Source organism: Nocardioides salsibiostraticola, from assembly GCF_054783655.1.
This window is the reverse complement of record NZ_BAAGQD010000026.1, coordinates 519,682-533,919: the sequence shown is the minus strand read 5'-3', so window position 1 is coordinate 533,919 and position 14,238 is coordinate 519,682. Positions and strand designations below refer to the sequence as shown.

The 14,238-nt window shown below is 69.4% G+C and carries 11 protein-coding genes; 5 read left to right on the top strand and 6 right to left on the bottom strand.

All coding sequences use genetic code 11. The features are described from left to right. Positions 1 to 67 precede the first annotated feature (67 nt). The 3 genes from ACYVLV_RS16935 to ACYVLV_RS16925 are packed head-to-tail and all read left to right on the top strand — an operon-like array spanning position 68 to position 2,803. On the top strand, positions 68 to 772 hold the full coding sequence (locus tag ACYVLV_RS16935) for a response regulator transcription factor (RefSeq protein ID WP_460811773.1): 705 nt from the start codon (positions 68 to 70) through the stop codon (positions 770 to 772). Beyond that, positions 769 to 2,229, top strand: coding sequence for a sensor histidine kinase (locus ACYVLV_RS16930; protein ID WP_460811770.1), 1,461 nt, complete (start codon positions 769 to 771; stop codon positions 2,227 to 2,229). Before ACYVLV_RS16935 ends, ACYVLV_RS16930 begins: the two co-directional genes overlap by 4 nt. Beyond that, the gene (locus ACYVLV_RS16925; RefSeq protein ID WP_460811768.1) at positions 2,222 to 2,803 is read left to right on the top strand and encodes a DUF3558 family protein; all 582 of its coding nucleotides are present in this window, start codon (positions 2,222 to 2,224) and stop codon (positions 2,801 to 2,803) included. The genes ACYVLV_RS16930 and ACYVLV_RS16925 overlap by 8 nt, the downstream gene beginning before the upstream one ends. On the opposite strand, the gene ACYVLV_RS16920 is transcribed toward ACYVLV_RS16925, so the two are convergent. From ACYVLV_RS16920 to ACYVLV_RS16895, 6 genes are all read right to left on the bottom strand, one after another. Then, positions 2,800 to 4,065 carry an anthranilate synthase component I family protein gene (locus ACYVLV_RS16920; protein ID WP_460811764.1) on the bottom strand — a complete coding sequence of 422 codons (1,266 nt, stop codon included), beginning with the start codon at positions 4,063 to 4,065 and terminating at the stop codon, positions 2,800 to 2,802. The two genes, ACYVLV_RS16925 and ACYVLV_RS16920, sit on opposite strands and share 4 nt — an antisense overlap. After that, positions 4,062 to 4,685 carry an anthranilate synthase component II gene (locus ACYVLV_RS16915; RefSeq protein WP_460811760.1) on the bottom strand — a complete coding sequence of 208 codons (624 nt, stop codon included), beginning with the start codon at positions 4,683 to 4,685 and terminating at the stop codon, positions 4,062 to 4,064. Before ACYVLV_RS16915 ends, ACYVLV_RS16920 begins: the two co-directional genes overlap by 4 nt. Before the next feature lie 17 nt (positions 4,686 to 4,702). Further along, positions 4,703 to 6,664, bottom strand: a complete 1,962-nt coding sequence (locus tag ACYVLV_RS16910) for an anthranilate synthase family protein (protein WP_460811758.1) — start codon at positions 6,662 to 6,664, stop codon at positions 4,703 to 4,705. A gap of 140 nt (positions 6,665 to 6,804) precedes the next feature. Continuing rightward, positions 6,805 to 8,256, bottom strand: coding sequence for an aromatic amino acid lyase (locus tag ACYVLV_RS16905; RefSeq protein WP_460811756.1), 1,452 nt, complete (start codon positions 8,254 to 8,256; stop codon positions 6,805 to 6,807). A 153-nt stretch (positions 8,257 to 8,409) separates the two neighbouring features. After that, the gene (locus ACYVLV_RS16900) at positions 8,410 to 10,608 is read right to left on the bottom strand and encodes a HelD family protein (RefSeq protein ID WP_460811754.1); all 2,199 of its coding nucleotides are present in this window, start codon (positions 10,606 to 10,608) and stop codon (positions 8,410 to 8,412) included. 133 nt (positions 10,609 to 10,741) lie between these two features. Beyond that, a complete protein-coding gene (locus tag ACYVLV_RS16895) occupies positions 10,742 to 11,563 on the bottom strand; it encodes an enoyl-CoA hydratase family protein (RefSeq protein WP_460811752.1) in 822 nt (273 codons plus the stop codon). Between the two features lie 96 nt (positions 11,564 to 11,659). On the opposite strand from ACYVLV_RS16895, the gene ACYVLV_RS16890 reads away from it, so the two are divergent. Next, the gene (locus ACYVLV_RS16890) at positions 11,660 to 13,417 is read left to right on the top strand and encodes a molybdopterin-dependent oxidoreductase (RefSeq protein WP_460811749.1); all 1,758 of its coding nucleotides are present in this window, start codon (positions 11,660 to 11,662) and stop codon (positions 13,415 to 13,417) included. A 109-nt stretch (positions 13,418 to 13,526) separates the two neighbouring features. Continuing rightward, positions 13,527 to 14,177, top strand: a complete 651-nt coding sequence (locus ACYVLV_RS16885; RefSeq protein ID WP_460811745.1) for a fasciclin domain-containing protein — start codon at positions 13,527 to 13,529, stop codon at positions 14,175 to 14,177. Positions 14,178 to 14,238: the final 61 nt, after the last annotated feature.

Sequence of the window (14,238 nt, the reverse complement as noted above, 5' to 3'; positions counted from 1 at the left end):
GCGGTCTGCCTGAGAGCGGTCTGGTGACGCTCAGGCGCAATTCAGGCAACCCTGGCAACATTGCCCTGTGACTCCCACTTCCTCCACCGACAAGCCGCGGGTTCTGGTCGTCGACGATGACCGCGCTGTGCGTGAGTCGTTGCGTCGGTCCCTGGAGTTCAACGGGTACGACGTGAGCCTGGCCGGGGACGGTGCCGAGGCCCTGGCCGGGATCGGGTCGGTGAACCCGGACGTCGTGGTGATGGACGTGATGATGCCCCGGCTGGACGGGCTGGAGACGACCCGCGCCCTGCGCACGGCCGGCAACGACGTCCCGATCATCGTGTTGACCGCCCGCGACGCGGTCGGTGACCGGGTCGAGGGGCTCGACGCCGGTGCGGACGACTACCTCACCAAGCCCTTCGCCCTCCAAGAGTTGTTGGCCCGTTTGCGCGCCCTGTTGCGGCGTACCGTCCCGCACGAGGACGAGGAGGAGACCCTCTCCTTCGCCGACCTCACCATGGATCTGGCCAGCCGCGAGGTCACCCGCGACGGTCGTGCGGTGGAGTTGACCCGCACCGAGTTCTCCCTGCTCGAGATGTTCCTGCGTCGGCCTCGACGGGTGCTCGAGCGCTCGTTCATCCTCGAGGAGGTGTGGGGCTACGACTTCCCCACCACCGCCAACTCCCTCGAGGTGTACGTCGGCTACCTGCGCCGCAAGACCGAGGCCGAGAACGAGCCCCGCCTGATCCACACCGTGCGTGGCGTCGGCTACGTCCTGAAGGACTCATGACCCCGAACCGCCCCGCCGAGGAGGTCTCGGCACCGGCCCGGCCCTTGGAGATGCGGTGGCACTACCGCCGATCCCTGGCCAGCCGGGTCATCCTGCTGACCACCATCGCGGTCGGGGTCGCGGTGGCCTTCGTCGCCGCGAGCGCGTTCCTGACCGCCCGGATGCAGATGCAGTCGACCCTGGACGACTCCCTGATCAACCGGGCCAAACAGGCCTCGAAATCCAGCGTCCTGCCCATCGCTCGTGACTACGAACTGCCCTCGTGGGCCCTGGGTGCCGCGGACGTGCGGATCGGTTTCGTGACGCGCGAGCGCACCTACACCGCCGACACCGGACCGGCCCTGAGCCTGGGCAGTCCCGAACTCGATGTGGCCGAGGGTCGCAGCCCGACGAGCATCCGCACCATCGCCGCCGGAGACGTGAACTATCGGGTCGTGGCGGTGCCGACGCCCACCCCCGGCGAGGCCCTGGTGATCGCCCAGCCCCTCGCCTCCCAGGAGAGTGTGCTGGCCAAGTTGGGGGTCGTGCTGTTGATCTTCGGTCTGGCTGGGGTGATCGCGGCCGGGGTGGCCGGCTGGTTCGTGGCCCGCAACGGACTGCGCCCGGTCCGGCGACTCACCACCGCGGTCGAGGGCATCGCTCGCACCGAGGACCTGACCCCGCTGCCCATCGAGGGGGACGACGAGATCGCTCGCCTGGCCAGCGCCTTCAACACGATGCTCACGGCCCTGGACGCCTCCCGGGACCGGCAGCGGCGCCTGGTCGCCGACGCCGGCCACGAGCTGCGCACCCCGCTGACCTCCCTACGGACCAACATCGACCTCCTCACCCAGGCCGGGGAGGGCTCGATGCAGCTCGACCCGCAGTCGCACGCCGAGCTGCTGGCCGACGTACGTGCCCAGATCGTGGAGCTCACCACCCTGATCGGGGACCTGGTCGAGTTGGCCCGCGACGAACCCCTGGCGCGGGTCGTGGAACCCGTCGACCTGGCCGAGGCCCTCGAACACGCGGTGGCCCGGGTGCGGTTGCGAGCCCCGGGTGTGAGCTTCGAGGTGTACGCCGAACCGTGGTGGCTGGTCGGGGAGGCGTCCAGTCTCGAGCGGGCACTGACCAATCTCCTGGACAACGCCGCCAAGTGGTCACCACCCGGTGGCGTCGTCGAGTGCCGCCTCACCCCGACCCCCGGCGCCGAGGCGACCGCGGCCATCCTCACCGTGGACGACCAGGGCCCGGGCATCCCCGAGGAGCACGAGACCCATGTGTTCGACCGCTTCTGGCGCACCGACGAGTCACGGTCCATGCCCGGGTCGGGGCTGGGTCTGTCCATCGTCCGCCAGGCTGTGGAGCGACACTCCGGTCAGGTGACCGCGGGCCGTTCGCCCGGCGGCGGAGCGCGGCTGACGGTGTGTCTCCCGGGCTCGCGCGTGATGCCGGAACTGGAGGTCACCGGTGCGTGAGTCGATGCGGAGTGCCGTGCTGGTCCTGGTCACCGCGAGCACGCTGCTCGCCGGGTGTTCCGGCGACGCGGACCAGCCGACCGACCCGACCAGCCCGACCAGCCCGACCAGCCCGACCAGCACCGCCGAGACAGGGGCAGCCCCGGCGACCTTCAACCCCTGCGACGGGCTGGTGCCCGAGCGGGTCTCCGAGGAGTTGGGCGCCGAGGTGACCATGGACGACGGGTCGGCCGCCTCACCGCGATGCGCGTTCAATCCGGCGGTCGAGGGCGGCCCGGTGCTGGACGCGAACTACTCGCTGTTCCCCGACGGACTCGACGCGGTCTTCTCCTCGATGACCGAACTCGACCCCGAGGCGGTGCAGGAGGTCGACGTTCCCGGAGCGGACGCGGCCCGGATCGTCACCGACTTCGACGACCAGCAACTCTTCCTCAGCGGGTTCGTGCAGAACGGCGACCTGATCCAGACCATCGACCTGGTGGCCCCCCAGCCCTACGACCAGCAGCAGTTGACCCGCGGCGTACGCCTGATCCTGGGAGAGTTCTCGAAGCACGCGCTCACCGACTCGCCCTAGGTGCCGGCGAAGACCGCCAGCAACCGTTCGGCCTTGAGCGCCGATTCGGCCCACTCCTCGTCGAGGTCCGACAACACGGTGATGCCGCCGCCGGTGCCCACGACGTACCGGCCGTTGTCGGTCACCACGGCTGACCGGATGACCACGCCCAGGTCGGCCGCGCCGGAGCCGGAGATCCACCCGAATGCTCCGGAGTAGACCCCGCGCGGGTCCGCCTCCACCTCGTCGATGATCTGCATGGTCCGCAGCTTCGGCGCCCCGGTCATCGAGCCCGCGGGGAAGAGCGAGCGCAGCGCGCCCACGGTGCTCACCTCGGGTCGCAGCCTCCCCCGCACGGTCGAGACGAGTTGATGCACGGTGGCGTAGGACTCGACCTCCATCAGGACCGGCACCTCGACGGTTCCTGGTTCGCAGACCATGGCCAGGTCGTTGCGCAGGAGGTCGACGATCATCAGGTTCTCGGCGCGGAACTTCTGGTCGGTGGCAAGGGTGTGGCGGCGCTCGGCGTCGATCTCGGCGTCGGTCGAACGCGGGAGGGTGCCCTTGATCGGTTTGGTCTCGATCAGGCCGTCCTCGTCGATCAGCGCGTAGCGCTCCGGGGAGGACGACAGCAGGGTGACCGAGGCGGCCGGATGGTCGGGGAGACGGTGCTGCAGATAGCCGGCGTACGGCGCGGGATTGAGTTCACGCAGCCGCAGGTACGCCGCTGCGGGGTCCAGCGTGCTCTCGGTCTGGACGCGGTAGGTCAGGTTCACCTCGTAGGAGTTGCCGGCGTGCAACTCCTCCTGAACCCGGCGGTAGGCCTCGGCGTACGCCGGTGAGGGCTCCTGGGCCCCGGCCGGAGGCACCGCGGCCGCCGTCATCGGAGTCAGATCGGGGGCCGGGTGGCTGAAGGAACGCACGTGCCGGGCGCGCATCCACACCGCGTCGGGCCCGGGACCCGGACGGGCGGGGAGGTCGGGGCGGGCGGCGTACCCGAAGAAGCCGAACCACTGGTCGGTCGCGCGGCCGGCCCCCATCTCCGCTTCGAGGACGGCGAAGACGTCGGTGCCGACGACCATCGACTCCCCGCCCTGGTGGCGGGTCACCTCGCTCGTCGCTGCGTCGAAACTCAACGACACGTCGTCGTCCTCGAGCCACCCGATGATCGACCGGGAGCCGGACCACCCGCGGGCGCCGCCGCCGTCCAGCCAGAAGCACCGGTCGTGGGTGGCGACGACCTCGGTGAACACGTCGGTGACGTCCGTCCCCCCGGCGTTCACGGTGCATCCGTCAGCAGGAAGTTCGTCACGATCGCGGCACCGTGCTCGGAGAGGATCGACTCGGGGTGGAACTGGACGCCGAGCAGCGGCAGGTCCCGGTGTCGCACCGCCATGGTGAGCCCCGATCGTGTGTCGACGGCGGTTCGTTCCAGGCAGTCGGGCAACTCCACGGCTGCCAGGGAGTGATAGCGCACGGCATCGAACCGATCCGGCACACCGGCGAACAGACCCGTGCCGTCGTGCTCGATCTCGGCGACCACTCCGTGGCCGGGGGTCACGTAGTCCACGCGCCCGCCGTACGTCGCGACGAGGCCCTGCATGCCCAGGCACACGCCCAGCACCGGGCGCGTCGCCGCGCGCAGCACCTCGGCTCCGACGGAGAAGTCCTCGGCTCGGTCCGGGCGACCCGGACCGGGTGAGAGCACGACGTACTCGTGCTCCAGCACCTCGGCGGCGGAGACTGCGTCGTGCTGCACCACCCGCGGCAGCGCACCGGTCACCGCGGCGAGGAGGTGGACGAGGTTCCAGGTGTAGGAGTCGTGGTGATCGACCACGATCACGTCACGGCCACGGACCTCAGGGCATAAGAGAACCCGATGAGTCTGGGGGGCAGTCCTCACCGGGTTCATCGGGAACTCTAGCGGCCTTGTGGTGCTGGGGGCGTGGATTCCAAAAGAACGCCGGCGACCAGTTCGTGGACCAGATCGAAGCCCCGCTCGGTGAGGATCGACTCGGCGTGGAACTGCACCCCACGGTAGTGCGGGCCCACGACCGCGTGCACATCACCGGTCGGTGGGTCGGTGAACACGGTGACCCCCTCGGGCAGAGTCGTGTCGTCGGGGACGCGACCCACGAAGGTGTTGTAGAACCCCACCCGCTCGGTGCGGTCGAAGATCGGGACGGCCGACTGGGTGCCCTGGAAGACGATGTCCTTGTAAGCCAGCTCGATGCCGAGGTGGTGGCACAGCGCCTGATGACCCAAGCAGACCGCCAGGAATGGTCTCCGGTCAGCCAGCAGAGCGGCCACCGCCTCCCGCAGGTGGGCCATCTTCGGGTCGTTCCCGTCGCGCGGGTCCCCCGGTCCGGGGCCCACGATCACCAGGTCGTCGCCGTCCAGACAGCCCGGCACATAGTCCTCGTGTCGTACGACGCGGCTGGTCAACCCCATCACGCTCAGCAGATGTCGCAGCATGTTCACGAAGTCGTCCTCGCCGTCGAGGATGACCACCGACTTGCCCGCCAGGCGGGGGTCCGGGTCGCTGCCGCCCTGGTCGGTGAGCCAGAACGTGCTGAGCCGGCGGTTCCGCGCGTTCAGGGCGACCAGGACGTCCTCGTCCCGAGCCAGGTCGGCGATGCCGTCCGGTGGCTGCGAGGCCGCTTCGACCAGGCCGAAGGCGCTGAGGATCCCGCCGGCCTTGGCGTGGGTCTCGGCCACCTCGTAGGCCGCGTCGGAGTCCCGCACCAACGTCGCGCCAGCGGTGACCTTGAGGTTCCCCTCGAGGTCGACGTCGGCGGAGCGGATCACGATCGGACTGTCCGCGGTGGCGACCCCACCGGGGTCGCGCCCGAACAGGGCCAGGGCGGCGCCGTAGTAGCCGCGGCCCTCGGTCTCGTACTTCTTGATCAACCGGCAGGCGTTCTCCACGGGGCTGCCGGTGACCGTGGCGGCGTACATCGTGTCGCGCAGCACCTCACGCACGTCCCGATCGGTGCGGCCGGCGAGGAGGTACTCGGTGTGGATCAGATGGGTCATCGGCTTCAGGAACGGTCCGAGCACCTGGCCGCCCTCGTGGCAGATGTCGCACATCATCTTCAGTTCCTCGTCCACGACCATGAAGAGTTCGTAGATCTCCTTCTCGTCGGCGAGGAACTCCATCAGACGTCCCTTGAGACTGCCCCCACCGTTGGCCTCCCCCTTGACCCGGAAGGTGCCGCTGATCGGATTCATCCGCACATCGCTCAGCCCGGTGTCGCCGACCCCGCGGACACTGACGTGTCGCTCCGGGCTCGCCCCCACGAGGTAGCGCTCGCCGGTGAACATCACGTAGGTCCAGTAGGCGCCGCGCTCGCGCTCCAACAGTCGCCGGAACACGGTGAGTGCGCCGGAGGCGTCCCAGTCGGCGACCTTCGCGCGGTAGTGACGACCGATGACGAGGTTGGCGCCCTCGCCCTGCCCGATCTCGTCGTCGATGATCGTGCGGACCACCTCGGCGTACGCCTCGTCGTCGGTCTCGAAACCACCCCGGTCGAGGAAGTCGATGCCGCCGTCGACGATCGCGTCGAGCACCTCACCGACCGGGACCTCGAGTTCGGTCTCGATGTCGATGACCGTCAGGGGCGTGCCGTCGTCGTGTGCCTCGAAGCCGCGCTCGGCGACCTGTCGGAACGGAATGGCCGCCAGCCGGTCGAACTGCCGGCCCTGCGGCGGGGTCCCCGACTCCAGCGGGATGTCGAGCAGCGACTCCACCACCGAGGTGGTTCCGCCGACGAAGGTCACCGTGTCGAGGGGACCCGCGGCGCCACTGCGCCGGATCATCGCCCACGCCTGATGCCCCTGGAGCGCGGCGATGGCGTCCTGGGCAGCGAGGGTGTCAGGCATGGGCGAAGCGTAGTAGCCGCGCCGGCCCGCCGAGTCGGCGCATCTTGACGCTCAGAACACGCCGAGTCGGCGCGTGTTGAACAACACGCGCCGATTCAGCCCCTTTTCAGCGTCAAGTTGCGCCGACTCGCCGGTTGGGGTCAGTCGAGCGCCGTGTCGGACCCCGTCGGAAGGCCTCGCTCGACGAGCGCGACGGCTCGTTCCACGTCTGCCCCCAGTGGCCGGTCGCTGCGATCGTCGTCCAACACCGCAGCAGCAGCCTCGAACACATCGCGGACGGCGCCGGACGGGAGCCGGTCCGGGTCGGCACGCAACGCCCGGACCGCCGCCACCAGCTCACACGCGAGGACGACCGCCGCGCTGTCGACGACGACCTCGGCCCAGCGCGCGGCCTGGGAGGAGAAGGAGGCATGTTCCTCGAGGCCGAGCGAGACCACGGCGTGGCCGGTCGAGACCGGCGTGGTCATCGTGCGCGCTTGGGCCAACGCGTCCTGGGCGAGGTACTCCAGGATCATCACGCCCGAACTGTCCGCCGGGCCAGAGGCCAAGAACGCCGGGAGGCCACTGAGCGCGGGGTTGGTCAGGGCCGAGAGTCGAGCCGATGACAAGGACACCACCGGGTACGTCGCCTGGCGCAGCGAGTCCAGCGCGGCGCTGAGTCGGGCCGTGACGAAGCCTCCGTGGTGGAGCACCGCGCCCCCGTCGATGACCATCGGGTTCTCGGTCGAATCGTCGATCTCGACCGAGATCGTGTCGCGGGTGCGGAGCAATGCGTCGACGAAGGGCGCATGCACCTGCGGCACCGCCCGGAGGCAGAAGGGGTCTTGGAGCCGGGCCGGGACCCGTTCGGCTCCGTCATCGAGCAGTTCCATCAATCGCGCGGCCACCCGCGCCTGACCCGCGTCGGGGCGCCCGGCGTGCACCCGCGGGTCGTAGGCCTGGAGCGATCCGCGCAGTGCCGCCGAACTGAGCGCGGCGACCCGCTCCGAGGCGATGGACAGGTGCAACAGCCGGTCCATAGCCAGAGCAGAGACGGCAATGGTGAAGGCGTTGGAACTCATGAAGGGCAGTGCGTCGCCGTCACCGATCGGCGCAACCGGGGCGCCACCGGATCGCCACGGACGCTCACCGGCCAGGGTTAGTCCGAGCTCGGCGAGCGGCACCAGGTCACCGGTACCGATCGAGCCGCACCGGTGCAGGTCCGGCACCGCCCGCGCGTGCACCGCCGCGGCAAACGATGCGGCCAGCGCACTGCTGACTCCCGAGCGACCAGACCTCACTTGGTGCAGCCGGATCGCCATACCGGTGAGCACGGTCGGCTCGTCGTAGGTCTCCCCGAAACCACCGGCGTGACTGCGCCACATTCTCAGCGCCGGCGAACCGTCTTCGTCGGAGTAGTCGGCCGGCACCGACTTCAGGGCACCTACGCCGGTGGTGAGGCCGTACACCGCTCCCGACCGGCCCGCGGCGTGGAGCCCCGCTTCGGCGGCGATGATGCGCTCGACCCGGTCCTCGCTCAGGACTCCCGGCGTGGGCCCCGTCCCACGTGCCCACGCCAGCACATCATCGAGCGGGAGGTGTGGAGCAGACACGGAACTCCTCACCTAGTAGCGCCTGGCCGCCGGGGTAGCCGGCGCGGCTGATGTCCCCAGGCTAATGAACGACCCTCGTCGGTGAGTCGGCGCTTGTTGAACAAGACGCGCCGAGTCACCCCCAATCCGGCGTCAAATAGCGCCGACTCGCGGTCAGTCGAGGATGGTGAGCAACTGGGTGGCGCGGGTCAGGACCACGTAGAGCGTGGAGCGGCCGGTGGCGGACTCGTCCTCGATCTCCTGGGGGCGCACGACCAGGATTCCGTCGAACTCCAGTCCCTTGGTGTCCAGGCCGGTCAGTACGACGATCCGGTCCTCTCCGGAGGGCGCCACCGAGGAATCGACGGCGGCCCGGGCACCCCGGGCGTCGTCGGCGAACTCCGGCCAGGACGCCAACCATCCGTTGACCTCCGAGCGCCGAGCGGCGGGTACGACGATCCCCACGGTCCCCTCGACCTCGCTGGCCAGGCGGGCCACTTCGGCTCGAGTAGACGCCTCCAGGTCGGCGACCTCGGCGACCCGACGCGGGCCGATGCCCGTGGACCGCACGGCAGTGGGTAGGTCGGCGTCCAGGCCGACCCGCTGGGCGTACGCCGCGGCGTACTCGTAGATCTCGGAGGAGTTGCGGTAGTTCGTGGACAGGTGGAAGGAGTGCTGCGCCTTCTTGCCCAGCGCCTCGGCCCGGGCTTCGGCGGCCTCGGCCGGAACCGGCCAGGACGACTGGGCGGGGTCTCCGACGATGGTCCAGGACGCGACCTTGCCGCGCCGCCCCACCATCCGCCATTGCATCGGGGTCAGGTCCTGCGCCTCGTCGATGAGGACGTGGGCGAAGTGGTCGTCCTCGATGGAGTGCGTCGGCGGCGTCCACACCCGGCCGGAGGGGGCGTACTCGCGGTCCGAGGCGGTCATCAGTTCCTGCATGTCCACCGTGCCCTCGACCCCGTCGAGCGGGTCGTCGCGTTCGTCGTCGGTCCGGGCCGGCACGTCGCCCAGGGCGTAGCGCAACTCGTCGATCAGCGGGATGTCCTGAACGCTCAGGGCGTCGGTGCGGCCGGGAGCCAGGCCGGTCCAGGCCTTGGTCAGGACCCGTTGCTGCTCCGGCTCGAGCAGTCCGTCGCCGACCTGGGCCAGGACACTCGGGTCGGCCAGCCAGCTCAGCACCGTCGGGGCGTCCAGGGGCGGCCACCAGGCGATGGCGAAGTCGAGGAAGTCGTCGTTGGAGAGCAGGTCGTCGTTGAAGTACTCCCGACCCCGCTCACGCCCGCGCTCGCTGCGGACCTGACGCCACATGACATCCAACAACGCGTGGGCGACCCGGGTCACCTGACGGTTGCGTCGCCCCTGGCCCATCAGCTGGCGTCGCACCCGACCCAGCACCCGCTTGTCGAGGACGATCGAGTTGTCGTACCAGAAGATCCGGAACTCCTCCGGGCTCCCGACGGCCTGGTGGCGAGCCGCCCGTCGCATGACCTCGGCCATCGCGGCGCTGCCCTTGATGTCGGCCACCGCCGGTTCGTCGTGGCGGGTGGCCCGCATCCCGTCGACCACCTCACCGAGGGAACGCAGGGCCATCGCGGTCTCACCGAGGCTGGGCAGGACCCGCTCGATGTAGCGCATGAAGACGCCGGACGGACCGACGATGAGCACGCCACCGGTCTCGTAGCGGCGCCGGTCGTTGTAGAGGAGGTACGCCGCGCGGTGCAGCGCCACCACGGTCTTGCCGGTCCCGGGGCCGCCCGAGATCGACACCACTCCGCGACCCGGAGCCCGGATCGCCTTGTCCTGCTCGGCCTGGATCGTGGCCACGATGGAGTGCATCGACCGGTCCCGGGCGCGGGAGAGCTGCGCCATCAGCGCGCCCTCACCGACGATCGGCAGGTCATCGGCCCCGGTGCCTTCGGGGTCGAGCAGTTCGTCCTCGACGGTCAGGACCTTGGCGCCGACACAGCGCAGCACCCGACGGCGTACGACATCGAGGGGGGTGGCCGCGGTCGCCTGGTAGAACACCGCCGCGGCGGGCGCCCGCCAGTCGATGAGCATCGACTCGTGGGCATCGTCGCGCAGACCGAGCCGGCCGACGTAGCGAGGTTGGGCATCGACGTCGCGGGACAGGTCGAGCCGACCGAAGACCAGCCCCTCGTGGGCGGCGTTGAGCTGAGCGATCCGCCGAGCCGCCTGGAAGACCATGGCGTCCCGTTCGACCAGACCACCCTCGTGGCCCAGGCTCCCCCGGTCGTGACCCTCGCGGGCCAGCCGTTGCGCAGCGAGGCCAGCCTTCTCGAGCTGTTGGTACACCCGGTCGACGAACTCCTGCTCGTGAGAGATCTCCCTCTCCACCAGCTCTTCTGACACCGATTCTCCTCAGCGGGTCGCCCCGAAAGCCCGAAAATGCGCCTTCCCCGTGCGGAGAAAACGGCAAGAGAGTCACTTTATAGGCGTCGAGGCCATGGCGGAACCACGCATCCCGCAATTGCTTCGAGTGGGACTACTTCTTCCGCGAGAGAAAGGCTGTCATCGCCTCACGAGCCGCATCGGACCCGAAGAGTCGAGCACTGAGCTGCGCCATCTCGTCGGTGTGGGCATCGATCCGAGCCAGCAGATCGCGGTTCAGCAGTTTCTTGGTCTCCCGCAGGCCCTGCGCCGCCCCGGTCGCCAGGGACGCGCAGGTGGCGACGACCTCGTCGTCCAGATCCGCTGCGGGTACGGCGCGGGTGACCAAGCCCATAGCGGCGGCGGCCCGCCCGTCGAAGACCTCACCGCGCAGAAAGGTCTCGCCCGCAGACCGGGAGGTCATCCGCGGCAGCACGGTCAGCGAGATGACCGCCGGTGTCAGTCCGAGCTTGACCTCGGTCAGCGCGAAGGTGGCCGACTCCTCCGCGATCGCGATGTCCGCGGCGGCCACGATGCCCAGTCCGCCGGCGCGGACCGCACCCTGGAGTCGCACCACGACCGGTTGCGGCAGCGCCACGATGCGCCGCTGCATCTCCACCATCGCGCGGGCCCCCTCCTCCATGCTGCCGGCTCGGGCCTCGGACAGGTCGGCGCCGGAGCAGAAGACCCTGCCCTCGGCGCGGATCACCACCACCTTCACGCCCTCGTCGGCAGCGGCCCGGTCCAGGGCGTCGAACAGGCCCTGCACCAGACGCTGGGACAGGGCGTTGCGGTTGTGGGGCGAATCCAGGGTGACGCTCGCCACCTCGTCGACGACGTCGTACCGCACCAGATCGACGGCGGGATCGGGCGTGGAGGGATCCACGGTGGCCTGGTCAGTGCTCTGAGCAGGGGTTTCGGCGGTTTCTTTGGTCATCCGCCCATCCTGCCCCACCGAACGGTCGACCCTTCCGGATCCCACCCGGTATGCCGGGCCCCCCATCCAAGTGTGGCTGCGCTCCGAAACACTGTCATGGCTAAACGACTCCCCTATGCCCTGATCGGGCTCATCTCGACCATCGTCGGAATGGCGGCGGGTCACTTCGTGGCTTCGCTGCTCAACCCGGCCGCCTCACCCGTGCTGGCGGTGGGCTCCACGGTGATCGACCTGACCCCCGTCTCGCTGAAACAGTTCGCCATCGAGACCTTCGAGAGTGACGGATTCGGCTTCGGACCCATCCAGTTCCCCGCCCAGAACTACGACAAGGTCGTCCTGGTCGGCTCGGTGGTCCTCGCCGTGCTCGCCCTGGCCGCCATCGCCGGGATAGCGACCCGGCGGAGTTTCCGACTGGGCGCCGGGATGATCCTGGGCCTGGTGGCCATCGCCGGGCTGCTGGCGATGCTTCGCCCCTCCGCCGAGGTCATCGACCTGGTACCCGCCCTGGTCACCGCCGCGGTCGGGTACGCCGCCCTGTGGTGGCTGGACCGGACCGCCAAGGGAGCACCGCTCCTGGCGGCCCCCGGTCACGGCACGCCAGAGAAGGCAACCGAGAAGAAGCGCGTCATCCTCACCAGCGACTCCACCGACGGCGTGCCCGGAGGACGGGCGACCCCCACCACCGAGAACAGCGACGCCGTGGCCCACGACGAGGGCAAGGTGCGCCTGGTCGTCGACCCCGACGGCACCGACGGTGACGCCGATGGGTCAGCCGGCAAACACTCGGCTCTGGGCACCAACCGACGCGGCGTGCTGATCGGCATGGGCGTCCTGGCCGTCGCCAGCACCGCTCTGGGCACCGCCGGCCGCGCGATCGGTCGCTACCGCTCGAAGATCGGCAACATCGTGTTCCCCGCGGCCGCCGAGCCCGCCGCTCCGCTGCCGATGGGCATCGAGGGCACCTACCCCAACATCACGCCCTTCCGCGTACCCAACGCCGACTTCTACCGCGTCGACACCCGTCTGGACACCCCGATCGTCGACATCGATTCCTGGACGCTGAAGATCGACGGCGACGTCGAGAACGAGCTCGAGTTCACCTTCGACGAGATCATGGAGATGCCGTTGATCGAACGCGACATCACCTTGACCTGTGTCAGCAACTCGGTCGGCGGCAAGTACGTCGGCGGGACCCGCTGGCTCGGGGTCCGCCTGACCGATCTGCTCGACAAGGCCGGCGTCGGCACGAACTCCAACCAGCTCCTGATGACCGACTTCGACGGCATGACCATCGGCGCCCCGCTCGACCAGGCCACCGATGGACGTGACGCCATGCTGGCCATCGCCATGAACGGTGAGCCCCTGCCCCGTGAGCATGGCTTCCCGGCTCGGATGGTCATCCCGGGTCTCTACGGCTTCATCAGCGCCACCAAGTGGATCACCAAGATCACCCTGACCACCTACGAGGACGACGTGTCCTACTGGACCGATCGCGACTGGGCCAAGGACGCCCCGATCAAGATCTCGACCCGCATCGACACCCCGCGCGCCCTGGAGAAGGTCACGGTCGGCAAGACCGTCATCGGCGGGGTCGCCTGGGCCCAGCAGAAGGGCGGCATCGCCAAGGTCGAGGTCAAGGTCGACGGCGGCGCCTGGCAGGAGGCCGAGCTCGGTCCCGATGGCGGCAACGACTACTGGCGCCAATGGGCCTACCAGTGGGACGCCACCAAGGGCAGCCACAACATCTCGGCCCGCTGCGTCGACGGGAACGGCAACGTCCAGAGCGACGTGCGCGCCGAACCCTTCCCCGAGGGCTCCAGCGGCATCCAGAGCCTGATCATCAACGTCGGTTGACCCACGAAAGTGGCCTGAACCACACCAAAAACTTTCCATCCGGCCAATCCGGATGGGGACCTGGATCGAACTCCCCATGTCAGTCACACACAATGAAAGGCCTCACCTCATGAAGCTCCACACCCTCCGCCGCAACGCCGGTATCGCCACCGCCGCCGTCGCGCTCTCCGTCTCCCTCGCCGCGTGCAGCTCCGACGAGGAGCCCACCACGAGTGGCAGCGACACCACCTCCGAAGAGGCCCCCACCGAAGAGGCCCCCTCTGAGGACGCCGCCGGCGACGACGCCGAGGCCCAGACCTTCGGTGACGCCTGTGGCGAGGTTCCCGCCGACGGCGCCGGTTCCTTCAACGGCATGGTCCAGGACCCGGTTGCCACCGCCGCCAGCAACAACCCGCTGCTGTCGACGCTCGTCGCCGCCGTGGGCGCCGCTGGCCTGGGTGACACCCTGAACACCGCCGAGGGCCTGACCGTCTTCGCGCCGTACAACCCGGCCTTCGAAGCCATCCCGGCCGATGACCTGAACGCCCTGCTCGAAGACCCCGAGACCCTCGGCAACATCCTCACCAACCACGTCGTCGCGGGTCAGCTTGACCCCGAGGCCGTCGTCGGCGAGCAGGAGGCCCTCAACGGCGGCACCCTGGACGTCAAGGGCGACACCGACGGCATGACCGTCAACGGCGCCACCGTGCTGTGTGGAAACGTCCCCACCGCCAACGCCACCGTCTACATCATCGACACGGTCCTCGAGGCCAACAACTGATCTAGGTAGAAACTACCTAGATCAGCCAGTAAAGAGTCAGAATCAGGTCATGGAACCCCTC